Source organism: Pseudomonas sp. GW823-FHT05G12 (genome assembly GCF_058795575.1).
In genome coordinates this window covers 645,501-670,076 of sequence record NZ_CM179501.1, presented here as the reverse complement: position 1 = coordinate 670,076, position 24,576 = coordinate 645,501, and the positions used below count along the sequence as shown (strand labels likewise).

The window sequence follows — 24,576 nt, the reverse complement described above, 5'->3', positions numbered from 1 at the left end:
CATGGACCATCGCACGCCTACCCCCGACAACCCTTGGCTGGCCCTGCGCAACCTGACCCCGGCGCGCATCGCCCTGGGCCGCACCGGCACCAGCCTGCCGACCGGGGCGCAGCTGGACTTCCAGTTCGCCCATGCCCAGGCACGAGATGCCGTGCACCTGGCTTTCGACCACGCCGGCCTGGCCAGCCAGCTGAGTGACCGCGGGCGCGAAAGCCTGGTGTTGCACAGCGCTGCCAGCGACCGCCACCAGTACCTGCAGCGCCCGGACCTTGGCCGGCGGCTGAACGAAGACTCGATTGCGACCCTTCGCCAGCATGCCCAGGCCAACCCCGGTGGCGTCGACCTGGCCATCGTGGTGGCTGACGGCCTCTCGGCACTGGCCGTGCATCGCCACACACTGCCGTTCCTGACCCGCTTCGACGAACAGGCTGCCGCCGACGGCTGGACCTGCGCCCCGGTGGTACTGGTGCAGCAGGGCCGCGTGGCAGTGGCCGACGAGGTCGGCGAGCTGCTGGGCGCCCGGATGACGGTGATGCTGATCGGCGAGCGCCCGGGGCTGAGCTCGCCCGACAGCCTTGGCCTGTATTTCACTTACGCACCCAAGGTCGGCCTGACCGATGCCTACCGCAACTGCATTTCCAATATCCGCCTGGAGGGGCTGAGCTATGGCATGGCGGCGCACCGCCTGTTGTACTTGATGCGCGAAGCCTGCCGGCGCCAGCTTTCCGGGGTGAATCTAAAGGACGAAGCCGAGGTCCATAGCCTGGAGAATGAAGACAGCGCCAACCAGAAAGGTAACTTCCTGCTCGGCAAAGGGTAAAAAATCTGTCACGGAAGGCGGATTGCACTCGTGCCGTTCATTGGGCAGCATGCCCTTGAACGCTGCTGGCATTCCGCTGTTTCCCAAATGGACTCTGAGGGCCGCACATGCGCATCATCAAAGCAACCCTGGAACACCTCGACCTGCTCACCCCGTTGTTCGTCCAATACCGTGAGTTCTACGGGCAACTGCCCTACCCCGACAGCTCGCGCAGCTTTCTGGAAAAGCGCCTGAAGCGGGACGAATCAGTGATTTACCTGGCACTTCCGGATGATGACGACAGCAAACTGCTGGGCTTTTGCCAGCTGTACCCGAGCTACTCGTCGCTGTCGTTGAAGCGGGTATGGATTCTCAACGATATCTATGTAGCCGAGGACTCCCGGCGCATGCTGGTCGCCGACCATTTGATCCGCGAGGCGAAGAAAATGGCCAAAGAGACCAATGCTGTGCGCATGCGCGTGTCGACCAGCGCGAACAATGAAGTGGCGCACAAGACCTACGAATCCATCGGGTTTCGTGAGGATACCGAGTTCAAGAGCTACATCCTGCCAATCAGCCAGGATTGACCGGCACCGACCGCTTCGCGGGCACGCCCGCTTCCACAAGCAAGGTAGTGATCCTTGGGGGAGCGGGCGTGCCCGCGAAGCGGTTGGTAAAGGAATACCCCTCTACCGTAACCCCCCGCTACAAACTCTCCGGGCATGTTCCTGACTTAGCCGTATAATGGCTCACCTGTCATGTGTGAAAATTTACCCTCCCCCCGGTAACCAAGCCTACGCCCAAGAACACAGGTGCTGTACATGGATTTCAACCCGCTGGACCTTATCCTGCATCTCGATGCCTACCTCGATCTGCTGGTCACCAATTACGGTCCCTGGATCTACGCCATCCTGTTCACCGTGATCTTCTGCGAAACCGGCCTGGTAGTGATGCCATTCCTGCCGGGCGACTCGTTGCTGTTCATCGCCGGCGCCGTTGCGGCGGGTGGCGGCATGGACCCGGTACTGCTGGCCGGCCTGCTGATGGCCGCTGCAATCCTGGGCGACAGCACCAATTACGTGATCGGCCGAACAGCCGGCGAGCGTTTGTTCAACAACCCCAACTCCAAGATCTTCCGCCGCGACTACCTGCAACGTACCCACGATTTCTATGAACGCCATGGCGGCAAGACCGTGACCATGGCGCGCTTCCTGCCCATCTTGCGCACCTTTGCACCGTTCGTCGCGGGCATCGCCCACATGCACTACCCACGCTTCCTCGGCTTCAGCGTTGTCGGTTCGCTGCTTTGGGTCGGCGGCCTGGTCACCTTGGGCTACTTCTTCGGCAACGTGCCGTTCATCAAGCAGCACCTGTCGCTGATGGTGGTGGGCATCATCGTCCTGTCGCTGGTGCCGATGATTCTCGGCTTGCTGCGTGGGCGCCTGGGCCGTACGGCCAAGGCTCACTGAACAGGTAAAGAACGAACGGCATGTGGTCATTCAGCGCCTGGCGGCGCAAGCGTACTCTGGCGCGTTACCCGATCACGCCACAGCAATGGCAGGCCGTACGCGAGCGGCTGCCGATGCTGGACGGCATCAGCGACGCTGAAGACCGCTGGCTGCGCGAAGCCTGCATCCTGTTCCTGCTCGACAAGCACCTCACCTGCCTGCCCGGGGTCGAACTGGACGACGAACAGCGCCTGTTGCTGGCTGCCCAGGCACAGTTACCCCTGCTTCACCTGGGTGAGCTGAACTGGTACCAAGGCTTCCACGAAATCATCCTGTACCCCGACGACTTCAAGAGCCCCCAGCGCCACCGCGATGCCAGTGGCGTGGAGCATGTGTGGGACGGCGAACACAGCGGCGAGGCGTGGCAGCAGGGGCCGATCATCCTGGCCTGGAACGGCGTGCAGGCCAGTGGTGGCTGGGAGGCTTACAACCTGGTCATCCATGAGCTGGCGCACAAGCTCGACATGCTCAACGGCGATGCCAACGGCCTGCCACCGTTGCACAGCGGCATGCCCGTTGATGAGTGGGCAAGCGCCATGCAGCAGGCTTACGACGACCTCAACCAGCAACTGGACGCCAACCCCGACGCCGAAACCGCGATCGACCCCTATGCTGCGGAAAACCCGGCAGAGTTCTTTGCCGTTACCAGCGAGTACTTCTTTAGTGCCCCTGACCTGCTTCATCAGGCTTATCCAAAGGTCTACCACCAGTTGTCGCTGTTCTACCGGCAAGACCCGCTGGCGCGCCTGTGCCGGCTGCAGGCGGAACACCCCGAGTACCGCGAAAGCCACGCCTGACGGGCCCGCACATCAGGCCAAGCGTGGCGTGCCCCGGCAGAATGTGCCTATAATCGCCGCCACTTTTTGGTCAAACACGGGGGCACTGCCCAATGAGCTACAGCAAGATTCCGGCGGGCAAAGACCTGCCGAACGACATCTACGTCGCCATCGAGATCCCGGCCAACCACGCGCCGATCAAATACGAAATCGACAAGGACAGCGACACGCTGTTCGTCGACCGTTTCATGGCTACCCCAATGTTCTACCCAGCCAACTATGGCTTCATCCCGAACACCCTGGCTGACGACGGTGACCCGCTGGACGTGCTGGTGGTTACCCCTTACCCAGTGGCCCCAGGCTCGGTTATCCGCGCCCGTCCGGTTGGCGTGCTGAACATGACCGACGACGGTGGCGGCGACGCCAAGGTCATCGCTGTTCCTCACGACAAGCTGTCGCAGCTGTACGTTGACGTCAAGGAATACACCGACCTGCCAGCCCTGCTGATCCAGCAGATCGAGCACTTCTTTGCCAACTACAAAGATCTCGAGAAGGGCAAGTGGGTCAAGATCGAAGGCTGGGAAGGCGCTGATGCCGCCCGTGCCGCGATCACCAAATCGGTCGCTGCCTACAAGGGCTGATTTCGACTGCAGGGAAACCCCGCTTTGGCGGGGTTTTTCATGCCTGAATGGAACGCGCTCACTGCTGGGAACAAATCCTACACAGTCCTACACCAGCATCCTACAAACAGCCTCTTTTCGTACAAATCCCGTCAACACCCGGTTCATTTCCTTACTGGCAACCCGCCGCTACACTCGCCGCCATGAACACTTCCGGCGACCGCCTCAGAGCCCTGCTCCACGAATGTGGCCTGACCCCTTCCGATTTCGCCGCCCAGCGCAGCGTCACAGCACAGCACGTCAACAACTGGTTCAAACGCGGTGTGCCTTTGGCCCGACTGGACGAACTGGCCGATCTGTTCTGTGTGCACCGGCGTTGGCTGCGCACCGGTGAAGGCCCCAAACACCCCAATCCACTCCTGCGCAACGGCCGTCCACGGCCAGCGCCCGCCAACCCGCTTACCCCGCTGTCGGAACATCGTGGCCGGGTATTGAAGGTGCCCTACTACGAAGTGCGCAACGGCTTGCTGTCGCCGGTGGGCAGCAAGCACCTGCGCTTGCCGGCAAAAGCCCTGAAGGGCTTGGGTGTGCAAGCCGGCAACGCAATCTGCCTGGCAATGCCGGCCAGCAACATGCTCCCGCTGATTCCGCTGCAAGCTACCTTGGCCATCGACCTGGGCATGACCCAGGTGGTCGAGGGCGAAACCTATGCCCTGCTGCAAAACGGCATGCTCAGGGTAAACAACCTCAGTCTTGGCCCGCACGACACCCTGTACCTGCACAGCCATGACCGGCGCAACTACACGGTCGAACGCTACACCGCTGCTCAGCGTCAGGCGCAGGGCCTGGAAATTCTTGGCTGGGTGTTCCACTGGTCACATTTCCGCCAGCAGCGGCCCAGTTGAAGCGCTCTGGGCAATTTTTTGCTGGGCATCCTGCGCCCGCCCTTGTATGCTACGCCGCACATTAAGCCCCGACCGGCGCGAGCCGCGTTCCAGAGGGCTCGGCGATATCCCACACGGGCATCTGCCATCTCTTTCAGGCCCTTGATGGCCACACAGTTAAGGCGATTGCGGCTTACCATAAATTAGTCGGAAGCGTCCCCGAGAAGCCGGCCACAAGCCGGCTTTTTAATTTGGCAATGCCCCGTCCTGAATAAGGTTGACACCTCCCGTTGTGCTCAGCCCCCCCGCTGTTCACGTTCAGCCCGCAAGCGATTCTGGGGTGTCGGCTTCTTCTTGTCGCGCATATAGATATCAAGTTGATATTTCGAAATCTTCCAATGGAGGGTTTTTTCTGAAGGTGAGCGTTTCGCGCCAGACTATAATAAAACGATTAGATGTGCGCTGACACGTGCGGCCATCCTTGGAGATTGCTTATTATTTATATTTAATCTGTAACGGTTTGATGTAGTGATGAGGACTTAGCATGAACGCCTTATTGAAAGAGCTGCACGCCTATCATCATGAGGTGGCTACCAAAATTACTCAGATCAAAGAATTACTGGAGAGGATAAGACACGGCTCTGCGGGTGCCGATGACTGCAAGCTGTTGTTTAAGCAACTGGAAGCCTTGCATGGTGATGCAGAGCGGCACCACCATGAAAATGAAGAGCTTATTCGGCTGGCCTTGCTGACAACCGACGCACCGATTCACCAACGGGTCATGGCCATCGAGCAAGATCATAAAGCCTTCACGCGAATTGCCGGACAGCTCAAGATGTTGGAGCAGTCAAAGCAAGAGACCAGAGTAATTGCCGACACGATCGAAGACTTCATCAAGAAATATTATGACCATATGGATGCCGAGGAGAATATTTTCTTTCCGGTAGCAGACAAGTGGTTGTCAGACACCCAATGGCAGGAAATAAAGCTTCAATGGCACACGCCAAAGATCTAGATACCCTGCGTCAAAATAAGGCTGATGATCAACACTTGAATTCGCAACTTTATTGCACTGATATCCGAGGCTGCATATACCCTCCTATAGCGATTTACCGTGAGGTGAATGAGCCGGACGCTTATGGTAGGCTTTCAGAGAGTACCAACGTTCCAGCGTTCTTGCAGATCCCCTGCTTAGGCAGAAAGCGCTTCGATCTAGTGCCCCCTTACTGATTCGTAAGCGCTCCGACAAAGGTAACGCGTGGAAAGGATTCGACTTCGAGATCATGAATCGACTGCATGAACAGGGTTTCATCAGTGTTCCAGTTAACAGAAAAAAATCCATCTGGTTGACGACGGAGGAATGGAGCGAGGTCCGCAGCTAGCAGACGAGGCCACCAGTGATCGCCAATCGAAGCCGGCTTAGAAGACACATGTTCATTTGATGGGAAGGAGCATAGCCATGACGGCTAATTGCGGCTACCCAACAAGGGCGGACCGCAAACCGGCTTACAACGTATCAATTCAACTCCATTCGCGCCCATACTTCATCGAGATCGTCAGGAACGCTCATAAACCTGATAATTGCCTTTTGTCGCTCAATGGCTGATCGCTGGCCGAGTAATTTATTAAGCGATGTATCTATAACCGCTTCGTAGAATTTTTTACCATGGACATGACGCGCAAGCTTTTCCTCCGGAGACAGATTTAAAACCGTCTCAAGCTTGTCCTGAAATCGTTGAATGATGTGATCTGGCTCCAAAAACTGATGCCACTCAACTAAAACCCTGTGTATTTCCTCATGATCAAATGAGATAGCTGGATCAAGCAGTTTTTCTTTAAAACCGAGTGAGCGCAGGCCTTCCCACAGCGGATTGACGATTGACCACAACACCCCATGACTCACCCAACGGTCAAGATCCTGCATCACAACCTGCTCCAACTGTAGAAGCCCCCCTGCAATTTTATTTTGCTGCTTTTCGGGAAGGGCATTCCACAGTTCACGAGGTAATACCAAGTAGTTTTCGATACAGTACCTAGGCAGGAAAAGCAAGTTTTCCGTTGTTTGGGTTATTTCGGCAATCTTCTCGTCAGACCACTCATCGCGATCCACCACCCCCAGCCAGTCAGTCTCCTGTACGAGAATATCAATAACGCTTTGCTTTTTACCCGCCCACGCCAACACCCAACTTCTTTCGAAATTTGGATGGACTTTTCTCAGAAAGACTTCAAAGGCCTGAACATCATCAACGCCTTCCAACAGCAACACACGTCTGCCGGAGTTTCCGACCTGCTGCTCTTTGATTTCGCGAATACGCGTTTCCAGTTTGCTCATGCATCAGCTCCCTGAGTGCGGAGCTCAATACGCATCCCTTGGCTTTCATAACGCTGCCAAACATCTACCGAATGCGAGGTGATAATTATCTGACCACCGTGGCTTTCAACCAGTTTCTCTAGTGCATTCAATAGCGGCGTAACCAAAGAGGGATGAAGATACAAGTCAGGCTCATCAATGAGTACAACGCCACCTTTTTGCAGCCAGCGGTGCATCAGGTACAGAAGAATAAGCACTTGGTGCTCACCAGCACTAAGGTCATCCAAAGAATGGTAGACGCCACGCTTCCCATTGATCTTCACGCGCAGCCGTCCCTCGCCGGGCTTGATCTCTGGATCAATCTGTTTCCCTACAAGAAACTGATTGAGCCCTCTAATCACTTCATGAAACTTATGCAGCTGGGTTGTCTTCAAATTAATAAGCGATGCCTCCAACTGCCCCCGCCAATCTTCCGAAACCAGGTACTTTGTGAGCCAGCGTTGCGTGAGGATATCGGGCAAAGGCTCAGAAACGTTTCTTTTCGGAGAAACCCAGCGCCGCTCCTCCGCATCGAGATAAATCAGGTTCGGGGCGTCGACCTTCTCGTGGGACAGGATCAATTGCTTACGACTTTCAGACCATTTATCAACCCAGGCCTCTTTAGGGAGGTACAAAGACCTCTTTGGCTGGCCGGGCTTGCCAGTCCTAGCAACTGACTCGCCTATCCAAAGTGTGTTCGAGTGTTTAGCTTGTATAGCTTCCACCCAATCCATACTCCCAAAAACCAAACCTACAGGTTGTGTTGTGAAGGGATGCAGATTTTCAATAACTACCGCGATGCCCTCCCAGCGCTGTAGCCATTGTCTGGACTCATGTTTTTGCGGCAGCGCCTTGCGCTGGTCCAACCAGTGCCCCAACGCCTCCCACAGGGTAGCGACTGCACGCAAAACGGTTGATTTTCCGCAACCATTAGGGCCGGTCAGTAGAATTTTTGACTCCAGCTCTTCGGTCCAATCATTCTGAAAAATGATTGGCTCACCGCTCAAGGGCCCAACAGATTCTGCATGTATCGATGAAATTTTCATTGTGCTTCCCACGTTTGAGCCGCTTATAGACTCCATACCTTTTACTCTACACGTCCGAAGACAAACGGCAGCGCTGCTCTGGCTGCAGCTGCCCAAGGTGCCTCCGGCGATCACCGCGCGTCATAAGCTGAGCCTGGTTGATCAGCATGCAAAGCTTCTTTCTTAGCACCGAGCAAAGCCTAGATCTCACCGCGGAGGCAATTCGGAAAATCACACAGAGAAAGTAGGTCTACGATGACTGCCAACTGCCCCCCCCTGCGGGGCACAACAGCAGGTAGCCGAACTTTACCTTCTCTATAGATCCTGAACCAGCAAAGCCCATTCAACCTGCCCGGCTTCAATCAATTGCCCTGACGGCGGCACCACGCCTACAAGCAGCGAAGCATTAACGCCTCATCCCCAACTCAGCATCATCCATCAGCGCCTTGGCCATCGCACTCAGATAGTGGGCGGCCCAGATCATCATCGGTTTCTCATCCATCAGGCCGGTGATGGTCAGTTCGCGTACGTAACCCATCAGCTCTGAGGACTGCTCGCGTGCGTCTCGGCAAGGGATGCCTGGCTCGATGCGGAACAGTGGGTGGGTGCAGTTTTCGCCTTGGTAGAAGGTTGTTTTGCCTACGGTGAATTGGGTGTCTTCTGTTGTCATTGTTCATTCCCCTGAAAGATATCTAATGCCTTGGCGGGCCTGTTCGCGGGTGAAGCCGCTCCTACAGGTACCGCCCGCCTTGAAGTCTGTGATGGCTCTGTAGGATCAGGTTCACCTGCAAAAGGGCCGGCATTACCAACACATCAACAAAGACTTGGTGCAAAGCCCGAGGTCGGAACAAAGCTGTACGTGAGGGAATGAACTGCGTGGGGTGGATCGGGGACGATATTCAGCATGGTGACACTCTCTATTAATTGGCTAGAGCTGCCACTCATGACTTGCAGTGTGATGGGTGGCGGCCACGTACGGGTCTGCAAGACCGGCAGAGAGCAAAATCCGGCAGGTTCGAAAACCTCCCGTACGTAGCCACCATCAAGCGTACGCAATGACATGTCATTGGCGATCGGTTGTGGTCATTTTGCTCTCGGCGGGCTTGCAGGCCCGGTCGCTGATTTGGCAACGACAGGGCCAGACTAGGTCGCCGAGAGAACCACTGCAATGGCACAGAGGCGGTAGGAAGCTATTTCAGAAACGGCCTACGCGCAACGGAAAAAAACTGATTATCAGAAGTCATACCGCGCCCCAACCATCATGCTGCGCGACGGCCCGTAGAAGTTGAACGTGGAGGTCGAGCCCACCCGCGACAGGTAGTCCCGGTCGAACAGGTTATTGACGTTGAAGGTGGCGGTCAGCTTCGAAGTCACCGGGTACGACAGCATCGCATCCACCGTCGCGTAGCCCGGCGCGTCGATACGCACGCCGCCGTTTTCGGAGTAGAAGTTGCTCATCGCGGAAATTCCGCCACCAATCGCCAGGCCGGTCAGCGGCCCTTGACTGATGGTGTACTTGCTCCAAAGCGAAGCCTGGTTGCGCGGCATGATGAAGAACGTGGTTTCGGCGTCACCCTTTACGGTTTCGGTCTCCATCCAGGTGTAGCCAGCCAGCAGTTCCCAATTCGGCGTCAGCTTGCCGCTCACTTCCACTTCCGCGCCCTTCACGCGGGTCTTGCCGGATGCAACGGAATCGGTAGTGGCCACACCATCGGCATCGTACAGGGTGGTAGCGCGGTTCTTGTCGGTCAGGCGGAACACCGAGAAGCGCGTATTCAAATCGCCGCCAAAGTAGCTGCTCTTGAGGCCGAACTCGTACTGCTCGCCTTCACGCGGTTTCAACACCCGGCCACTGCTGTCGGTGTCGGATTGAGGCTTGAAAACCTGCGAGTAGCTAGCGTACAGCGCGTGGTTCTCGGTCAAGTCATAGACCAGCCCCCCGTACGGGGTGAAGTGGCCGTCCACACGCTTGCTGTCATTGGTCGATGCACCGCTGCTCAGGGTGGTGGTGTAGAAATCACCGCGGTACCAACTGAAACGGCCACCGGCAATCAGCGCAAGGCGCTCGATCGGGCGGAATGTGACCTTGGAATAAAGGCCGTATTCCTCTTCCTGCATGCCGGTCTCGGTGCTGTAGTTGGGCGACGGTTTGGCGAACTGTTTAGGCGAGTAGGTGTTGACGTTGATGGCGCCCAGGTTGGTGGTGCCGTTGAGATACTCGGTGTCGTAGTTCTTGTAGTCGCTGCCCACCACGAACTCGCTGACCTGGCCGAAGGTTTCGAACGGCTGGCTGTAACTGGCGTCCAGCGAGTAGGTGTCCTGGGTGAAATCACGGGCGCTGGCGCGCTCGGAGTTGGCGCCTGTGGTGGCATTGGTTGCAGTGAAGGCGTACAGGTAGTTGGTGTCGCGGTGCGAGCCACGGGCCGCGACACGGCCGTAACCGCCATTGTCGAAGCGGTGGGTCAGCTCGGCGACCAGGTCGGTGGTCTTGCCGTCGAAGTAGTTCCAGTCGGCGCCCAGGAAACGCGAATGGCTGAAGTCGGGCACCTCGCCGGACAACGTGGCCGGGTAGCCGTTGTGCGGGGTGATGTTCTTCACTTCGTGCATCAGGCCGAACGACAGCGTAGTGGCGTCGTCCAGGTCGATATCCAGCGCACCGTAATAGCTGTTGCTGGTGTTGGCGTTGTAGTCCACTTCGCCATTGGTGTCGTCACGGGATGCAATGAAGCGCCCGCGCACGCGACCGGCGGCGTCCAGCGGGCCGCTCAGGTCGATTTCTTCATGGTTGGTGTCCCAGGTGCCGTAGCTGCCTTCGATGTGCCCCTGAAACTCGGCGGTCGGGCGCTTGCGTACCATGTTGACGATACCGCCCAGTTCGCTGGTGCTGCTGAACAACCCGGCCGGGCCACGCATGATTTCGACACGGTCGAACGCGGCCAGCGACGGTACGGTGCCAAAGATGCTGGCCATGGGGGCCGGCAGGCCATCGATGTTGAATTCGCTGTACTCGTAGCCACGGGCGTAGATCGACGAACGGCCGCTGTCATTGGTCAGGGTGCGCAGGCCAGCGGTGTACTTGGCCAGGTCATCCAGGTGCACGAACTGGCGATCCTTGACGTAGTCCTGGGTGTAGACGGTGATCGACTGCGGGATGTCCTTGAGCGCTGCCGGCGTCTTGGTGCCCACGGTAGCGGCATCGACGCTGTAACCGCCGGTTTCCTCCGAAGGCAGCATGTCGTACAGGCGGTTGCCTTCGATGGTCAATGCAGGCAGATCAAGCGAGTTGTCTTCAGCCGCCGCCTGGGCCGCTACCGTTTCGGCCACTGCCGATAAAGAAAACGGTGCCAGCAACCCCAGCGCCAGCCATCCCCGAACCCGTTGCAAGCTGCCCACACTTTTGAAACCGGTCATGACACACCTTTCGCCCAAATGATATTGAATCGCAAACGAAACAAGTTGCTTTTTGCGAACGATACCGGAGCGAAATCCAGGGTGCAGCAGGATTAACCTTCTTAACACATCAAGGCGTTGCCCTTTCCCTGCAGCCAGTGGGATGATTCGCAACTGATAAAAGTTCTCATCAAGGCTCGCCGTGCCCACCTCACTTCTCCTTGCCGAAGACGACCCACGCCTGCTTCAGGACCTGGACCGCCATTTCCGCAACCGCGGTTTCCAGGTGCACGCCTGCGCCAGCGGCACCCAGGCCCTGAATGCCATACAGCAATCGCAGTTCGAACTGGTGCTGCTGGACATCATGCTGCCAGGCATCGACGGCCTCAGCCTGCTCGACGCCCTGCGCCGCCAGCAGGCGGTGCCGGTCATGCTGATGTCGGCACTAGGGGCCGAGCAGGATCGCATCAGCGGCTTCACCCGTGGTGCAGACGACTACCTGCCCAAGCCCTTCAGCCTGGCGGAGCTGGACGCACGGGTGGATGCCTTGCTGCGGCGCGTGGCATTCGATCGTGGTACGGCGCTGCGTGCCGACGTGGGGGAGGTGATGCTGGACCACGACCGCCAGGACGTTATCCACAACGGCAACGCCGCTGGCCTTACCGCTTCCGAATTCCGCTTGCTGGTCACGCTGCTGGCCCACCCCGACGAAGCGTTGAGCAAGCCCTTCCTGTACCAGACCGTGCTGCACAGGGCCTATACCCGACTGGACCGAGGCCTGGATGTGCATGTGTGCAACCTGCGCCGCAAACTGGCCGACATCAATGCCCAGCACCTGCAGATCCAGGCCGTGCGTGGCCAAGGGTACATCCTGGTCGACACGGAGCAGGCCTGATGCGTCGCCACCCGTTGCTGTGGAAACTGGCCTTGCTACAAGTCAGCTTCTGCCTGTTGCTGATCTGGCTCATCTGGACCTGGGGCCTTTCGGTGGAACGCAGTACCTATTTTCTGTCCCAGGCCGACCAGGACTACCTGGCGCGTTATGCTCAACAGGCCGAACAGGCGTGGGAGCAGGACGGCGCAGCCGGCACCGAAGCCTGGCGCAAGCAGGTGGCACGGGCCGAGGACACCTGGGTGGCCGTGATAGGTCCACACCTTCAGAGCCTTGGCACCACGCCGCTGAGCGCCGAGGAAGCCAGCCACCTGACATTCATGCGCAAGCTCGACTGGCCGATGAGCCGGCGCCTGCAGGATGAACTGCCCTACGTCAGCATCGAATTTCCGCAACACCCCGAGCATGGCCGCCTGGTGCTGCAACTGCCCGAACGGCTGCTACCCACAGGCCTGACACCCTGGACCCATGTGGTCACGCATGGCGTTGCCCCCGCACTGCTGGCCCTGCTGCTAGGCCTTGCGCTATACCGGCATCTTGTCGTGCCGCTGAACCGCCTGCGCGACCGCGCCGACGCCCTGCGGGCCGATGATCTGGACAGCCCCGCCCTGCCCCTGCAGGAGCGGCGTGATGAGCTGGGTGAGCTGGCTCAGGCCTTCGAGCACATGGCCGGGCGCCTGCGCCAGAGCCTTGAGCAACAGCGCCTGCTGTTGCGCACGCTGTCTCACGAATTGCGTACGCCGCTGGCGCGGCTGCGCATCGCCCATGACAGCGACTTGCCACCGCCGCAGCTGCGCGAGCGCCTGGACCGTGAGGTGGCCGACATGCAGAAGCTGCTGGAAAACACCCTCGACCTGGCCTGGATGGACACCGAACAGCCCAGCCTGGCGACCGAGCCGGTATTGGTGCTTTCCGTGTGGGAAGCCTTGTGCGAGGACGTCTGCTTCGAAAGCGGCTGGGACCGTGCGCGCCTGCCGTGTTCACTTGGCACCGACTGCCTGGTGCAGGCCCATCTGGACAGCCTGGCCCAGGCCCTGGAAAACCTGTTGCGCAATGCCATTCGCCACTCGCCGACCGAAGGCCGGGTCAGCCTCGATGGCTGGCGGGAGGGCGCATACTGGCAACTGCGCCTGAGCGACCAGGGGCCAGGCGTACCTGATACCGACCTTGAGCGCATCTTCAAGCCCTACCAACGCCTGGCCGACAGTGGCGCAGGCTTCGGCCTGGGCCTTGCTATCGCCCGTCGCGCCATCGAACTGCAAGGCGGGCGGTTATGGGCCAGCAATGGGCACCCGGGCCTGTGCCTGCACATGACCTTGCCTGCGGCCTGAGACTGTTTAGAAAGTTAATGCGCTTTACGCTCGATCGGGACTGGTTATCATCTGGGCGCTCAAGCCTTGCGCTCCATGCAAAGCCCTGACGAGACGCCTGATGAGCAAGAAGAACCTGATGCTGGCCTTGGCACTTGCCCTGGCGGCCCCTCTTGTCCTGGCACAGCCCGAGCATGACCAGAAGATGGACACGTCGGTGCTACGGCGCCAGGACCTGGCCTATCACTTCAGCCAGTTTGATCTGGACTCGGCCGATGGCCTGCGTCACTACCGCCTGTGGGTTGGCAAGCCGAATCGTCCAGCGCCGGCATCGGGGTACCCGGTGCTGTGGATGCTCGATGGGAATGCTGCACTGGGGACGCTGGATCAGCAACAACTGGACAGGCTCGCCGCAGGCCAGGCGCCCCTGCTGGTGGCGGTGGGTTATCGGACCGAACTGCGCATCGACAGGGCCGGCCGTACGCTGGACTACACCCCGGCGCTGCCGGAGCAGGTGCAGCAGCGTGATCCGCTGACCGGCCAGCCCAGCGGCGGGGTCGATGCGTTCCTGGAACTTTTGACCGGGCGCATGCGCACGATGGTGTCGGCTATGGCGCCGATCGATCCGCAACGACAGACGCTGTGGGGGCACTCCTATGGTGGCCTGGCCGTGCTTCACGCACTGTTTACCCGCCCCGGCGAATTCTGCCTTTACGCGGCTGCCAGCCCGTCACTGTGGTGGCGCGATGGCGTGATTGTCCGGGAGGCGCAAGGACTTCCCTCACGCCTGGGCGAGGCGCGCCCGCGCCTGCTGCTGATGCGCGGCGGGCAGGAGCCCGCCAACCCGCATGGTTCGCCGCACGAGGACGACGAGTTGCCTGCGCGCCGCCTGGCGGCAGATCTGGCCGCGATCAAAGGCCTCGACGTGCGCTATGAGCGCTTCGACGGTCTGGGGCATGGGCCCATGCTGGCCGCCTCCCTGCGCAGGGTGATCGAAGGCATGTCTGGCCAGTGACCAGCCCTGCGCCTGTCCGACTCAAGGTTGCGCGTACTTGAGCACGTACAGGCACAGTTCGCGGTAGACATCCACAGGCAGCTGCGACATCAGCTTCTGAGCCTGGCCGAGGGTTTTGCAATTGAGTTCGGCCATCGTCCGACGGTGTTTCAAACCCAGCAGGCCGGCATGCACCACCTGCGCATACTGAATATAGGAACAGGGGAAATCGGCCTGGGGGCTGCGCTGGACCTTGAAGTTGATCTTCAGGTCTGCTCCGCGGAAGAATGCCCTGCCCTGGTAGGTCTGCTGGGGCACGAGGAGCCCTTTTTCAGGACAGGTGCTGTGACAGACCGGCAGGCTATTCCTGTCCGTCTCCAGGCCACGTCGATAGATCACGATTTCGGAACCCGGCACCTCGATACAGGCGTTTTCGAAAGCATCGATGATGGCCCTGCCATTGATTTGCGCCTCTTCGATCTGCGTCAGGCTGACCACACGCTCGATCTCCTGATTGCCAACGCTGTTGACCACACGGTCCAGGGTCGACCAGTGGCTGAATTCTTTCTGACACGCAATCAGATGGACCTCGCTCTGATAGCCCTGCCGGGCGGCTTCAGGTGGAAAATCAGCGAAATGAGGGCTGTCGAGCGCGGTTTCCATGATGATGTTGTATTTGTTTTCCATCGCATACGTGCAAATCATTGCCCCCAGGCGCCAGATGAACGACTCGGTATGCTCATAGACATGCAGCACGCCTTTGTCTTCCATCGCCCGATAATGAGGGTGCAGTTCACGAAAATGGGTTTCGTAAAGGCGAACATAATTGTCGTAGCGCCCGCTCTTCAGCAGCGTTTTTTCCAGCAAGTACGTCTTACCCGAGCCTTGTGTACCGGCAATGATGAGCATTTTGGGCTTGAGCACGCCGTCGACGTAGTCGCGCTTCTTGTCGAACAAAGTGTCGACGACCTTTCTGAATGCGAGATGGAGATCGGTATCGGTAAAAGGATAGAGAGAGGACATGACGGTTCGTTTCCTTGGTTTGCCAATGTGACCGTCACGAAGGTAAGCGCTGCGGCAGGTGAGAAAGGAGTAGATGGTTACTGCTGCAAGTCTCGCCGAAGGTAGTAGAACCGCGGGTTGCCACTGGGGTGGCACTGTGCTGTATGCTTGGCCGGTCTTCAGGGCGGGGTGTAAGTCCCCACCGGCGGTAAATCGAAAGATGAGCCCGCGAGCGCCCCGACCATGTCGGGGGTCAGCAGATCTGGTGCAACTCCAGAGCCGACGGTCATAGTCCGGATGAAAGAAGGCGTCATGCAGGGGCCATCCGGGCGCCCTTGCGCGCGCATTTTGTTCGCCCCGAGACGTTCATCGATCATTCACGAGGAGCGTTTCATGTTCACCCAGCACCACGCGCAATTCCCCAATATTTCCGCCGCCATCGCCGCCTTCCAGGCCGGGCGCCCAGTACTGTTGCTCGACGATGACGACCGCGAGGACGAAGCGGACATCATTGCCGCCGCCGAGAACATTTCGCTGCAGACCATGGCCATGATGATTCGCGATTGCAGCGGCATCGTCTGCCTGTGCCTGGACGAAGCCACCGTCGACGAACTGCAGCTGGCACCCATGGTGCAGAACAACCAGGCCCGCCACGGCACCGGTTTCACCGTCACGATCGAGGCGGCCGAAGGTATCACCACCGGGGTTAGCGCCCAGGACCGCATCACCACCATTGGCGCAGCACTGCGCTCCAGCGCCGAACAGCGCCATATTGTCAGCCCGGGGCATGTTTTTCCGCTGCGCGCCCGCAATGGCGGGGTGCTGACCCGCCGTGGGCATACCGAAGGTTCGGTGGACCTGGCGCGCCTGGCCGGCCTGCGCCCGGCAGCGGTCTTGTGCGAGCTGATGAACCCCGATGGCAGCATGGCCCGTGGTGAGCAGGTGGCGGTATATGCACGGCAGTACAATTTGCCGGTGCTGACCATCGAGGAGCTGGCGCGGTACCGTGAGGCAATGCTGGAACGGGAAGCAGAGCCGGCCTGATCCACCGAACCGGGACGCTTTGCGGTCCTTGTGCGAGCGGCCCTTTCGCGACATAGGGCCGCTCCTCCATCGGTCTGCATCAGCCGATGCAGTTGCCGGAAGTTTGCTCCCCCCGCCCCGCTCTGCTAGTGTCGCGCCGTTCTGAATGCCACCGAGACAGTCGCCATGGCCCGCAAAAAAGCCTCCCTCGATTTCGAGCAATCCCTCGCAGACCTGCAAGCACTGGTCGAGCGCCTGGAGAACGGCGAGTTGTCGCTGGAAGAGTCGCTGGCCGCCTTTGAACAAGGCATCGCCCTGACCCGTGACTGCCAGGGCGCCCTGGCCCAGGCCGAACAGAAGGTGCAAATTCTGCTGGAGCGCGACGGCGAACTGGCTGCCCAACCCTTCGACGCGGAGCCGGAAGCATGATTGGCACCTACCAGGCCAGTTGCCAGGCGCGCGTCGACGCAGCCCTCGAACCGCTGTTCATCGCCCCGAGCAAAGAGCTGGAACGCCTTTACGCCGCCATGCGCTACAGCGTGATGAACGGCGGCAAACGCGTGCGCCCGTTGCTGGCCTACGCGGCCTGCGAAGCCTTGGGCGCCCCCGCCGAGCAGGCCAACGGTGCAGCCTGCGCGGTCGAGCTGATTCATGCTTACTCGCTGGTGCATGATGACCTCCCGGCCATGGACGACGACGACCTGCGTCGCGGCCAGCCGACCACCCACAAGGCGTTTGACGAAGCGTGCGCCATCCTTGCTGGCGACGGTTTGCAGAGCCTGGCTTTCAGTGCCCTGCTCGACCCTTGCCTGAGCCCTCAGATCGACAGCATTCGCCTGGCCATGGTTCAGGTGCTGGCCAAAGCTGCCGGCCCGGCCGGCATGGTTGGCGGCCAGGCCATCGATCTCGGTTCGGTGGGCCAGAAGCTGGACCAGCAGGCGCTGGAGTTCATGCACCGGCACAAGACCGGCGCGCTGATCGAAGCCAGCGTACGCCTCGGCGCCCTGGCCAGTACCCGTGCCGAACCGGCGCAGCTGGATGCCCTGCAAACTTATGCACAGGCCATTGGCCTGGCATTCCAGGTGCAGGACGACATCCTCGACGTGGAAAGCGACACTGCTACCTTGGGCAAACGCCAAGGTGCAGACATAGCGCGTGACAAACCGACCTACCCGGCCCTGCTGGGGCTGGAAGCCGCCAAACTCTATGCAATCGAACTGCGCGACCAGGCGCTGGCCGCACTGCAAGGGTTCGGCGAAAAGGCCGAGCCGCTGCGGGCCTTGGCGCGTTATATTGTCGAACGCCGTAACTAAACAGCTTCACCTATCCCTGTAGGGTCGGGTTTACCCGCGAATGCGATCTTGAATTTGCCGACGCATTCGCGGGTAAACCCGCTCCTACAGGGGGCCGCGTAACCTGTGGTCGAATGGGCACTTTTCCCACAATGGGGTAAACTGCCGCGTCTTCACACACCTATAACGACTCGCCTGATGCCCACGACGTTTCAAGAGATCCCCCGCGAACGCCCGGTCACGCCGTTGCTCGACCGCGCTGACACGCCTGCCGGCCTGCGCCGGTTGGCCGAAGCCGACCTGGAAACGCTGGCCGACGAACTGCGCCAGGAATTGCTCTACACCGTTGGGCAGACCGGTGGGCATTTTGGTGCCGGTCTGGGCGTCATCGAGCTGACCATCGCCCTGCACTACGTGTTCGACACCCCGGACGACCGGTTGGTGTGGGACGTGGGGCACCAGGCCTACCCGCACAAGATCCTCACCGGGCGCCGTAACCGCATGCTCAGCCTGCGCCAGAAGGACGGCATCGCGGCCTTCCCGCGCCGCAGCGAAAGCGAGTACGACACCTTTGGCGTTGGCCACTCCAGCACCTCGATCAGCGCCGCGCTGGGCATGGCCATTGCTGCCCGCCTGCAGAACAGCGCACGCAAGTCGATCGCGGTGATCGGTGATGGCGCGCTGACCGCCGGCATGGCATTCGAGGCGTTGAACCACGCCCAGGAAGTCAATGCCGACATGCTGGTGATCCTCAACGACAACGACATGTCGATTTCGCGCAATGTCGGCGGCCTGTCCAACTACCTGGCCAAGATCCTCTCCAGCCGCACCTACGCGAGCATGCGCGAAGGCAGCAAGAAAGTGCTGTCGCGGTTGCCAGGCGCCTGGGAAATTGCCCGTCGCACCGAGGAATACGCCAAGGGCATGCTGGTGCCAGGCACGCTGTTCGAAGAGCTGGGCTGGAACTACATCGGCCCGATCGACGGCCACGACCTGCCCACCATGATCGCCACCCTGCGCAACATGCGTGACCTGAAAGGCCCGCAGTTCCTGCATGTGGTGACCAAGAAGGGCAAAGGCTTCGCCCCTGCCGAGATTGACCCGATCGGCTACCACGCCATCACCAAGCTGGAGCCGGCCGACAAGCCGGCCGCGCCGAAGAAAGCCAGCGGCCCGAAATACTCCGCGGTGTTCGGCCAGTGGCTGTGCGACATGGCCGCCGCCGACAACCGCCTGGTGGGCATTACCCCGGCAATGAAGGAAGGCTCGGACCTGGTCGACTTCAGCGAGCGCTACCCTGAGCGCTACTTCGACGTTGCGATCGCAGAGCAACATGCCGTGACCTTGGCGGCCGGCATGGCCTGCGAGGGCAGCAAGCCGGTGGTGGCGATCTACTCCACCTTCCTGCAGCGTGCCTACGACCAGCTGATCCATGACGTGGCGGTGCAGAACCTCGACGTGCTGTTCGCCATCGACCGCGCCGGCCTGGTCGGCGAGGATGGGCCGACCCACGCCGGCAGCTACGACCTGTCGTACCTGCGCTGCATCCCGGGCATGCTGGTGATGACCCCCAGCGACGAGAACGAACTGCGCAAGATGCTCAGCACCGGCCACTTGTACAACGGCCCGGCCGCTGTACGGTACCCGCGTGGTACCGGCCCGAATGCGCCGATCAGCGGTGACCTGCAACCACTGGAGATCGGCAAGGGCGTGGTCCGCCGCCAGGGCGAAAAAGTGGCCCTGCTGGTGTTCGGCGTACAACTGGCCGAGGCCATGCAAGTGGCCGAACAGATCAACGCCACGGTGGTCGACATGCGCTTCGTCAAGCCGCTGGACGAGGCGCTGGTGCTGGAGCTGGCAGGCAGCCATGAGCTGCTGGTAACCATCGAAGAGAACGCCATCATGGGTGGCGCGGGCGCTGCGGTGGGTGAGTTCCTTGCCAGCCAGGCAGTGCTCAAGCCGCTTCTGCACCTGGGGCTGCCGGATATCTATGTCGAGCATGCCAAGCCTGCGCAAATGCTGGCTGAATGCGGGCTGGATGCGGCCGGGATCGAGGCTTCGGTGAAGGCCCGCATGGCCAGGCTCGGGCTCTAGGGCCCTTTCGCGGGTGAACCCGCTCCTACGACGGCCTGCGCCCGATCACCGATGTGTGCCAACTGTAGGAGCGGGTTTACCCGCGAATACGGTAGCGGCGGCGACGGTGAACGACTGGTGAAAATTGGCCAGCAGGACCGGCCCTTTCGCGGGTGAACCCGCTCCTACGACGGCCTGCGCCCGATCACCGATGTGTGCCCACTGTAGGAGCGGGTTTACCCGCGAATACGGTAGCGGCGGCGACGGTGAACGACGGGTGAAAATTGGCCAGCAGGCCCGGCCCTTTCGCGGGTGAACCCGCTCCTACGACGGCCTGCGCCCGATCACCGATGTGTGCCAACTGTAGGAGCGGGTTTACCCGCGAATACGGTAGCGGCGACGACGGTGAACGGCGGGTGAAAATTGGCCAGCAGGCCCGGCCCTTTCGCGGGTAAACCCGCTCCTACGACGGCCTGCGCCCGATCACCGATGTGTGCCCACTGTAGGAGCGGGTTTACCCGCGAATACGGTAGAGGCGGCAACGGTGAACGACTGGTGAAAATTGGCCAGCAGGACCGGCCCTTTCGCGGGTGAACCCGCTCCTACGACGGCCTGCGCCCGATCACCTATGTGTGCCCACTGTAGGAGCGGGTTTACCCGCGAATACGGTAGCGGCGGCAACGGTGAACGACTGGTGAGAATTGGCCAGCAGGACCGGCCCTTTCGCGGGTGAACCCGCTCCTACGACGGCCTGCGCCCGATCACCGATGTGTGCCCCCCGGTAGGAGCGGGTTTACCCGCGAATACGGTAGCGGCGGCGACGGTGAACGACTAGTGAAAATTGGCCAGCAGGCCCGGCCCTTTCGCGGGTAAACCCGCTCCTACGGGGACAGCACAGTGCTGTGGAAATACTTTGGAACTGCCCATGAAAAAATTAGCCTGTACCACGATTCTCTGTGCCCCTACATTCCTTCTGGCCGCTGAGCGCGACGACGCCCTCAAACTCCCCGACGTGCTGATCAGCGCCAGCCGCCAGGTCGAATCGCGTACCGCCACCAGTGCTGCCAACACGGTTTTCACCCGCACCGACATCGACCGCCTGCAACCCTCCAGCGTCACCGACTTGCTCTCCCGCGTGCCGGGCGTGCAAGTGGCACCTACCGGTGGCCGTGGCAGCCTGCCGGGCATCTTTATCCGGGGCACCAAGGCCGCGCAAAGCCTGGTGCTGGTCGATGGCGTGCGCATCGCCAATGCCACCTCGGGCGACAGCGGCCTGCAGTTTCTGGACATCGACCAGATCGAGCGCATCGAAGTCCTGCGCGGCTCGCGCTCAGCGGTGTACGGCAGCGATGCCATTGGCGGGGTGATCCAGATCTTCACCCGACGCAGCAATGGCCCCGGCCTGCAGCCACGCCTGCGCATGGCCGCCGGCAGCAACCAGACATTCCAACGCAGCCTGGGGTTTTCTGGCGGCAACGACTCGACCCGCTTCAACCTTGGCGCCAGCCTGGATGAAACTGCCGGTATCGACTCGACCGGGCCATCCTTCGCCAGCGATGGTGACCACGACGCCTACCGCAACAAGGCGTTGAACCTGAGCCTGAGCCACACCTTCAGTGAGCGCTTCGAGGCCGGCTTGAACCTGCTCGACAGCCGTGGTCGCAGCGAGTACGACAACCCGTTCGGCGGCTTCGACCCCGTCACCTTCGAAAGCTTCGGTCAACAACCCTACACCGACTTCAGCGTAAGCAGCCTGGGCAGCTACGTTGACGTTCAGGTCACCGAAACCTGGCACTCACGCCTTGAACTGGCACATAGCGAGAACCGGGACGACAAACGCGACAAGCTCAGCGCTGAGCGCTTCGTGTTCAACACCTACCGCGATCAGGCTACCTGGCAGAACGACCTGGCCCTCGGCGAACGCAACACCGTACTGATCGGTGGCGACTGGTACGAAGACCGCGTACACGGCACTACCGATTTCACTGAGGACAGCCGCTGGAACCGTGCCGTGTTCGCCCAGCACCGCTACCGGGGCGAGCAGTTTTCCACTGAGCTGGGGGTGCGCCATGACCGCAACCAGCAGTTTGGTGGCCAGACCACCTGGAGCGGCAGCCTGACCGTACCGCTGAACGCGAACAACGATGTGCTGCTGTCCTACAGCGAAGGCTTCCGCGCGCCAACGTTCAACGACCTGTATTACCCACAGTTCAGCAACCCGAACCTGGACCCAGAGCACTCCAGAAGCTACGAGCTGCAATGGCGCAGCCAGCTGACTGCAGAGAGCCGGCTGGAGACTTCGCTGTACCGCACCGACCTGCGCGACGCGATCATCTTTGGCCAGGACTCGATACCCCGTAACGTCGCCTCGGCACGAATCAATGGTGTGGAAATGGCGCTGGCGCAGCAGTGGGGCGCCTGGCACAGCCAGCTTGGCCTGGCGCTGATCGACCCACGCGACCGCGACACTGGCCACACCCTCGCCCGCCGCGCCCGCCGCACCTTGAGCCTGGACCTGGACCGAGAGTTCGGGCGTTTCAGCGTGGGTGCCAGCTGGCAGGCGGTCAGCAACAGTTATGACGATGAGGCCAACCGCAACCGCATCGGTGGCTATGGTCTGCTGGGTTTGCGCAGCAGTTGGGCGGCTAGCGACGAACTGAAACTCGAAGCCAAGCTGGATAACCTGCTGGACCGCAGCTACAGCCGCGCCCTTTACAGCTATGAGGGTGCGTATCACCCTTACCGCGAAGAGGGCCGCACTGTGCTCTTGAGCATCACCTGGACACCGGCGCTTTAGCGTCCAGCAACGCACACAAGCGGGCGGTGGCTTCGATCATCTGCCCGCTGGGGCGCTCCAGCCCTTTGTCCGGGACCACCAGCAGACGCCCATCAGCCACCGCCCGAATCTGCGGCCAGGCCTTCCAGCTGGCCAGTTGCGCCTCATCAGCTGCCAGGATGACCTGCGGATTACGCAGCAGCACGGACTCCACATTCACCTGTGGCGCCGGCTGGCCAAGGTCGGCGAACACATTGCGCGCCCCGCACACGGCCAGGGCGTCGCTCACCACCTGACGGCCACCGAGCGTGTACAACGGCCGATCCCAGACTTGATAAAACACCTGCAAGGGTTCGTCACGCCGATACTGCTGGCGCAGCTGTTGCAGCCGCTCACGCAGGGCTCGCGCGTATGAATGGCCCTGCTCGGCACGCCCGACACGCTCGGCAATGGCCTCGATCTGCTCGATCAGCTGGCTGATGTCATGGGGTTCGGCGCTGAAGGTGGCGATACCCAGGCGCTTGAGTTGGTCGCGCTGGGCCGGCGGCACACTGCCTGGCCACAGCAGCAACAGGTCGGGGCGCAAGCTGAGCAGGCGCTCCATGTCCAGTTGCCCTTGGCGCCCGACCGAAGGCAAGTGGCGCAGTGCAGCCGGCCGTTCGCCACCGTCGAGCACGCCCACCAGCAGGTCGTCGGCCTGCAGCTCAAGCATGATCTCGCTCATCGAGGGGGCCAGACTGACGACACGTAGCGGTTCTGCAGCCAGTACGGTGCAGGCGAACAACGCCAGCAGGCCAGGTAGCAGTCGCATCAGCCCAGCTGGCGCGGAATGCGATAGAGGTACAGCACTACAACGGTAGACACTGCGAGGAGGATCTGCGGCACTGCCTCCAGGCCGACCAGCACCGACAATGCGGCGACCCAAGCCGGGAAGCAGGCATACAACATGGCCATGCGCCGCACCCGCGCCAGTTCGATCCAGGCAGCGGCTTCTTCGCCCGTGCCGAGCACCTTTGAGGTGGCAATTAGTGCGCGCTTGTAGGCACCGAAGCGCGGCAGGCTGAGGAACATGGTGACCGCACCGGCGATGAACAGTGGCATGGCCAACACCGGGATCAGTGCATCACCGCCCCCAAAGGCCCAAGCCATGACTGGCAGCGGCACCAGGCCCACCGCCAGGTACTGCCACCAGGCCAGCGCCAGGCGCCGCTTGACCTCGGCGCGGGTCACGCCTGGGGCACCTCGCCCTGGTGTTCGTTGCCCAGCATGTGGCCCAACTTGCCGGCCTTGGTCGCCAGGTAGTAGCGGTTGTGCGGGTTATGCCCGGTGTGCAGCGGCACACGCTCGGCAACCACGATGTTCATGTCGGTCAGGGCTTTGACCTTGCGCGGATTGTTGGTCATCAGGCGCAGCGACTTGACGCCCAGGTGCTCGAGCATCGGCAGGCATATGGCGTAGTCACGCTGGTCGGCAGCGAAGCCCAGGCGCTCGTTGGCTTCGACGGTGTCGGCGCCGCCATCCTGCAGCTCGTAGGCGCGAATCTTGTTCAGCAGGCCGATGCCACGGCCTTCCTGACGCAGGTACAACAGCACCCCACGGCCTTCGCGGGCGATGGCCTGCAGCGCGGCTTCCAACTGCGAGCCGCAGTCGCAACGCTGGCTGAACAGTGCATCGCCGGTCAGGCACTCGGAATGCAGGCGCCCCAATACCGGCTGGCCGTCCGCGATATCACCCAGGCTGAGCACCACATGCTCACGGCCTGTGGCTTCGTCGAGAAAGCCATGCATGGTGAAGGTCGCGAAGGGCGTCGGGAGTTTTGAGGCGGCAACAAAGACGACGGGCACGTTGTGCTCCTGGAGTAA

Annotated in this window: 24 protein-coding genes and 1 riboswitch; of the genes, 16 read left to right on the top strand and 8 right to left on the bottom strand. The window is 60.8% G+C overall.

Annotated features, from left to right (window positions below; translation table 11 throughout):
- The first annotated feature begins 1 nt into the window (after position 1).
- The 8 genes from eutC to AC3RCM_RS03055 all read left to right on the top strand — a co-directional run bounded on the left by eutC (position 2) and on the right by AC3RCM_RS03055 (position 5,969).
- Positions 2 to 820 carry an ethanolamine ammonia-lyase subunit EutC gene (eutC, locus tag AC3RCM_RS03090; protein WP_010951820.1) on the top strand — a complete coding sequence of 273 codons (819 nt, stop codon included), beginning with the start codon at positions 2 to 4 and terminating at the stop codon, positions 818 to 820.
- A 107-nt stretch (positions 821 to 927) separates the two neighbouring features.
- The gene (locus AC3RCM_RS03085) at positions 928 to 1,386 is read left to right on the top strand and encodes a GNAT family N-acetyltransferase (protein ID WP_492629366.1); all 459 of its coding nucleotides are present in this window, start codon (positions 928 to 930) and stop codon (positions 1,384 to 1,386) included.
- Positions 1,387 to 1,620: 234 nt separating this feature from the next.
- On the top strand, positions 1,621 to 2,268 hold the full coding sequence (locus tag AC3RCM_RS03080) for a DedA family protein (RefSeq protein ID WP_392525598.1): 648 nt from the start codon (positions 1,621 to 1,623) through the stop codon (positions 2,266 to 2,268).
- Positions 2,269 to 2,288: 20 nt separating this feature from the next.
- The gene (locus tag AC3RCM_RS03075; RefSeq protein ID WP_198747171.1) at positions 2,289 to 3,104 is read left to right on the top strand and encodes a M90 family metallopeptidase; all 816 of its coding nucleotides are present in this window, start codon (positions 2,289 to 2,291) and stop codon (positions 3,102 to 3,104) included.
- 92 nt (positions 3,105 to 3,196) lie between these two features.
- Positions 3,197 to 3,724 carry an inorganic diphosphatase gene (ppa, locus tag AC3RCM_RS03070; RefSeq protein ID WP_003255365.1) on the top strand — a complete coding sequence of 176 codons (528 nt, stop codon included), beginning with the start codon at positions 3,197 to 3,199 and terminating at the stop codon, positions 3,722 to 3,724.
- A 182-nt stretch (positions 3,725 to 3,906) separates the two neighbouring features.
- The gene (locus AC3RCM_RS03065; RefSeq protein ID WP_049587189.1) at positions 3,907 to 4,608 is read left to right on the top strand and encodes a LexA family transcriptional regulator; all 702 of its coding nucleotides are present in this window, start codon (positions 3,907 to 3,909) and stop codon (positions 4,606 to 4,608) included.
- Between the two features lie 523 nt (positions 4,609 to 5,131).
- The gene (locus AC3RCM_RS03060) at positions 5,132 to 5,602 is read left to right on the top strand and encodes a hemerythrin domain-containing protein (RefSeq protein ID WP_457251818.1); all 471 of its coding nucleotides are present in this window, start codon (positions 5,132 to 5,134) and stop codon (positions 5,600 to 5,602) included.
- Between the two features lie 268 nt (positions 5,603 to 5,870).
- The gene (locus AC3RCM_RS03055) at positions 5,871 to 5,969 is read left to right on the top strand and encodes a DUF6429 family protein (protein WP_492629365.1); all 99 of its coding nucleotides are present in this window, start codon (positions 5,871 to 5,873) and stop codon (positions 5,967 to 5,969) included.
- Between the two features lie 134 nt (positions 5,970 to 6,103).
- Here the strand turns inward: AC3RCM_RS03055 and AC3RCM_RS03050 are convergent, their stop codons facing one another.
- From AC3RCM_RS03050 to AC3RCM_RS03035, 4 genes are all read right to left on the bottom strand, one after another.
- Positions 6,104 to 6,919 carry a hypothetical protein gene (locus AC3RCM_RS03050; protein WP_392525594.1) on the bottom strand — a complete coding sequence of 272 codons (816 nt, stop codon included), beginning with the start codon at positions 6,917 to 6,919 and terminating at the stop codon, positions 6,104 to 6,106.
- Entirely contained in the window at positions 6,916 to 7,983 is a 1,068-nt protein-coding gene (locus AC3RCM_RS03045) for an AAA family ATPase (RefSeq protein ID WP_392525593.1), read from the bottom strand. Before AC3RCM_RS03045 ends, AC3RCM_RS03050 begins: the two co-directional genes overlap by 4 nt.
- Positions 7,984 to 8,368: 385 nt before the next feature.
- A complete protein-coding gene (locus AC3RCM_RS03040; RefSeq protein WP_392525591.1) occupies positions 8,369 to 8,632 on the bottom strand; it encodes a DUF3077 domain-containing protein in 264 nt (87 codons plus the stop codon).
- A 563-nt stretch (positions 8,633 to 9,195) separates the two neighbouring features.
- Positions 9,196 to 11,373 carry a TonB-dependent siderophore receptor gene (locus AC3RCM_RS03035; protein ID WP_064492924.1) on the bottom strand — a complete coding sequence of 726 codons (2,178 nt, stop codon included), beginning with the start codon at positions 11,371 to 11,373 and terminating at the stop codon, positions 9,196 to 9,198.
- A 181-nt stretch (positions 11,374 to 11,554) separates the two neighbouring features.
- Between AC3RCM_RS03035 and AC3RCM_RS03030 the strand changes: the two genes are divergently transcribed.
- The 3 genes from AC3RCM_RS03030 (at position 11,555) to AC3RCM_RS03020 (ending at position 14,569) form a co-directional block, all read left to right on the top strand.
- A complete protein-coding gene (locus tag AC3RCM_RS03030) occupies positions 11,555 to 12,247 on the top strand; it encodes a response regulator transcription factor (RefSeq protein ID WP_060539117.1) in 693 nt (230 codons plus the stop codon).
- A complete protein-coding gene (locus AC3RCM_RS03025; protein ID WP_198747173.1) occupies positions 12,247 to 13,575 on the top strand; it encodes a HAMP domain-containing sensor histidine kinase in 1,329 nt (442 codons plus the stop codon). The genes AC3RCM_RS03030 and AC3RCM_RS03025 overlap by 1 nt, the downstream gene beginning before the upstream one ends.
- Positions 13,576 to 13,675: 100 nt before the next feature.
- The gene (locus AC3RCM_RS03020) at positions 13,676 to 14,569 is read left to right on the top strand and encodes an alpha/beta hydrolase (RefSeq protein WP_104886755.1); all 894 of its coding nucleotides are present in this window, start codon (positions 13,676 to 13,678) and stop codon (positions 14,567 to 14,569) included.
- 21 nt (positions 14,570 to 14,590) lie between these two features.
- Here AC3RCM_RS03020 and AC3RCM_RS03015 read toward each other — a convergent pair whose 3' ends face one another.
- Positions 14,591 to 15,571: a zeta toxin family protein gene (locus tag AC3RCM_RS03015; protein WP_064492920.1), complete on the bottom strand. Its 981-nt coding sequence runs from the start codon at positions 15,569 to 15,571 to the stop codon at positions 14,591 to 14,593.
- 150 nt (positions 15,572 to 15,721) lie between these two features.
- Positions 15,722 to 15,863: riboswitch (FMN riboswitch) on the top strand.
- Between the two features lie 80 nt (positions 15,864 to 15,943).
- On the opposite strand from AC3RCM_RS03015, the gene ribB reads away from it, so the two are divergent.
- The 5 genes from ribB (at position 15,944) to AC3RCM_RS02990 (ending at position 22,735) form a co-directional block, all read left to right on the top strand.
- Positions 15,944 to 16,594, top strand: a complete 651-nt coding sequence (ribB, locus tag AC3RCM_RS03010) for a 3,4-dihydroxy-2-butanone-4-phosphate synthase (RefSeq protein WP_492629364.1) — start codon at positions 15,944 to 15,946, stop codon at positions 16,592 to 16,594.
- A 165-nt stretch (positions 16,595 to 16,759) separates the two neighbouring features.
- The gene (locus AC3RCM_RS03005; protein WP_003255380.1) at positions 16,760 to 17,002 is read left to right on the top strand and encodes an exodeoxyribonuclease VII small subunit; all 243 of its coding nucleotides are present in this window, start codon (positions 16,760 to 16,762) and stop codon (positions 17,000 to 17,002) included.
- Positions 16,999 to 17,886 (top strand): (2E,6E)-farnesyl diphosphate synthase, encoded by an 888-nt coding sequence (ispA, locus tag AC3RCM_RS03000; protein ID WP_409322841.1) that lies wholly within the window; start codon positions 16,999 to 17,001, stop codon positions 17,884 to 17,886. Before AC3RCM_RS03005 ends, ispA begins: the two co-directional genes overlap by 4 nt.
- Positions 17,887 to 18,063: 177 nt before the next feature.
- Positions 18,064 to 19,959 carry a 1-deoxy-D-xylulose-5-phosphate synthase gene (dxs, locus tag AC3RCM_RS02995; protein ID WP_010951809.1) on the top strand — a complete coding sequence of 632 codons (1,896 nt, stop codon included), beginning with the start codon at positions 18,064 to 18,066 and terminating at the stop codon, positions 19,957 to 19,959.
- 904 nt (positions 19,960 to 20,863) lie between these two features.
- Positions 20,864 to 22,735: a TonB-dependent receptor domain-containing protein gene (locus AC3RCM_RS02990; RefSeq protein ID WP_492629363.1), complete on the top strand. Its 1,872-nt coding sequence runs from the start codon at positions 20,864 to 20,866 to the stop codon at positions 22,733 to 22,735.
- Here the strand turns inward: AC3RCM_RS02990 and AC3RCM_RS02985 are convergent.
- Genes AC3RCM_RS02985 through ribA form a run of 3 tightly spaced genes read right to left on the bottom strand, consistent with a single transcriptional unit; the run spans position 22,713 to position 24,558 of the window.
- Entirely contained in the window at positions 22,713 to 23,525 is an 813-nt protein-coding gene (locus AC3RCM_RS02985; RefSeq protein ID WP_457251569.1) for a cobalamin-binding protein, read from the bottom strand. The genes AC3RCM_RS02990 and AC3RCM_RS02985 overlap by 23 nt on opposite strands.
- Positions 23,525 to 23,944, bottom strand: a complete 420-nt coding sequence (locus AC3RCM_RS02980; RefSeq protein ID WP_492629362.1) for an MFS transporter — start codon at positions 23,942 to 23,944, stop codon at positions 23,525 to 23,527. The genes AC3RCM_RS02985 and AC3RCM_RS02980 overlap by 1 nt, the downstream gene beginning before the upstream one ends.
- Positions 23,941 to 24,558 carry a GTP cyclohydrolase II gene (gene ribA / locus AC3RCM_RS02975; protein ID WP_003255389.1) on the bottom strand — a complete coding sequence of 206 codons (618 nt, stop codon included), beginning with the start codon at positions 24,556 to 24,558 and terminating at the stop codon, positions 23,941 to 23,943. Before ribA ends, AC3RCM_RS02980 begins: the two co-directional genes overlap by 4 nt.
- Positions 24,559 to 24,576 lie beyond the last annotated feature (18 nt).

Excerpts from the sequence above, each read along its gene's own strand:
- eutC (WP_010951820.1), top strand. The coding sequence starts at position 2 with ATGGACCATCGCACGCCTACCCCCGACAACCCTTGGCTGGCCCTGCGC.
- AC3RCM_RS03085 (WP_492629366.1), top strand. The coding sequence starts at position 928 with ATGCGCATCATCAAAGCAACCCTGGAACACCTCGACCTGCTCACCCCG.
- AC3RCM_RS03080 (WP_392525598.1), top strand. The coding sequence starts at position 1,621 with ATGGATTTCAACCCGCTGGACCTTATCCTGCATCTCGATGCCTACCTC.
- AC3RCM_RS03075 (WP_198747171.1), top strand. The coding sequence starts at position 2,289 with ATGTGGTCATTCAGCGCCTGGCGGCGCAAGCGTACTCTGGCGCGTTAC.
- ppa (WP_003255365.1), top strand. The coding sequence starts at position 3,197 with ATGAGCTACAGCAAGATTCCGGCGGGCAAAGACCTGCCGAACGACATC.
- AC3RCM_RS03065 (WP_049587189.1), top strand. The coding sequence starts at position 3,907 with ATGAACACTTCCGGCGACCGCCTCAGAGCCCTGCTCCACGAATGTGGC.
- AC3RCM_RS03060 (WP_457251818.1), top strand. The coding sequence starts at position 5,132 with ATGAACGCCTTATTGAAAGAGCTGCACGCCTATCATCATGAGGTGGCT.
- AC3RCM_RS03055 (WP_492629365.1), top strand. The coding sequence starts at position 5,871 with ATGAATCGACTGCATGAACAGGGTTTCATCAGTGTTCCAGTTAACAGA.
- AC3RCM_RS03050 (WP_392525594.1), bottom strand. The coding sequence starts at position 6,919 with ATGAGCAAACTGGAAACGCGTATTCGCGAAATCAAAGAGCAGCAGGTC.
- AC3RCM_RS03045 (WP_392525593.1), bottom strand. The coding sequence starts at position 7,983 with ATGAAAATTTCATCGATACATGCAGAATCTGTTGGGCCCTTGAGCGGT.
- AC3RCM_RS03040 (WP_392525591.1), bottom strand. The coding sequence starts at position 8,632 with ATGACAACAGAAGACACCCAATTCACCGTAGGCAAAACAACCTTCTAC.
- AC3RCM_RS03035 (WP_064492924.1), bottom strand. The coding sequence starts at position 11,373 with ATGACCGGTTTCAAAAGTGTGGGCAGCTTGCAACGGGTTCGGGGATGG.
- AC3RCM_RS03025 (WP_198747173.1), top strand. The coding sequence starts at position 12,247 with ATGCGTCGCCACCCGTTGCTGTGGAAACTGGCCTTGCTACAAGTCAGC.
- AC3RCM_RS03020 (WP_104886755.1), top strand. The coding sequence starts at position 13,676 with ATGAGCAAGAAGAACCTGATGCTGGCCTTGGCACTTGCCCTGGCGGCC.
- AC3RCM_RS03015 (WP_064492920.1), bottom strand. The coding sequence starts at position 15,571 with ATGTCCTCTCTCTATCCTTTTACCGATACCGATCTCCATCTCGCATTC.
- ribB (WP_492629364.1), top strand. The coding sequence starts at position 15,944 with ATGTTCACCCAGCACCACGCGCAATTCCCCAATATTTCCGCCGCCATC.
- AC3RCM_RS03005 (WP_003255380.1), top strand. The coding sequence starts at position 16,760 with ATGGCCCGCAAAAAAGCCTCCCTCGATTTCGAGCAATCCCTCGCAGAC.
- ispA (WP_409322841.1), top strand. The coding sequence starts at position 16,999 with ATGATTGGCACCTACCAGGCCAGTTGCCAGGCGCGCGTCGACGCAGCC.
- dxs (WP_010951809.1), top strand. The coding sequence starts at position 18,064 with ATGCCCACGACGTTTCAAGAGATCCCCCGCGAACGCCCGGTCACGCCG.
- AC3RCM_RS02990 (WP_492629363.1), top strand. The coding sequence starts at position 20,864 with ATGAAAAAATTAGCCTGTACCACGATTCTCTGTGCCCCTACATTCCTT.
- AC3RCM_RS02985 (WP_457251569.1), bottom strand. The coding sequence starts at position 23,525 with ATGCGACTGCTACCTGGCCTGCTGGCGTTGTTCGCCTGCACCGTACTG.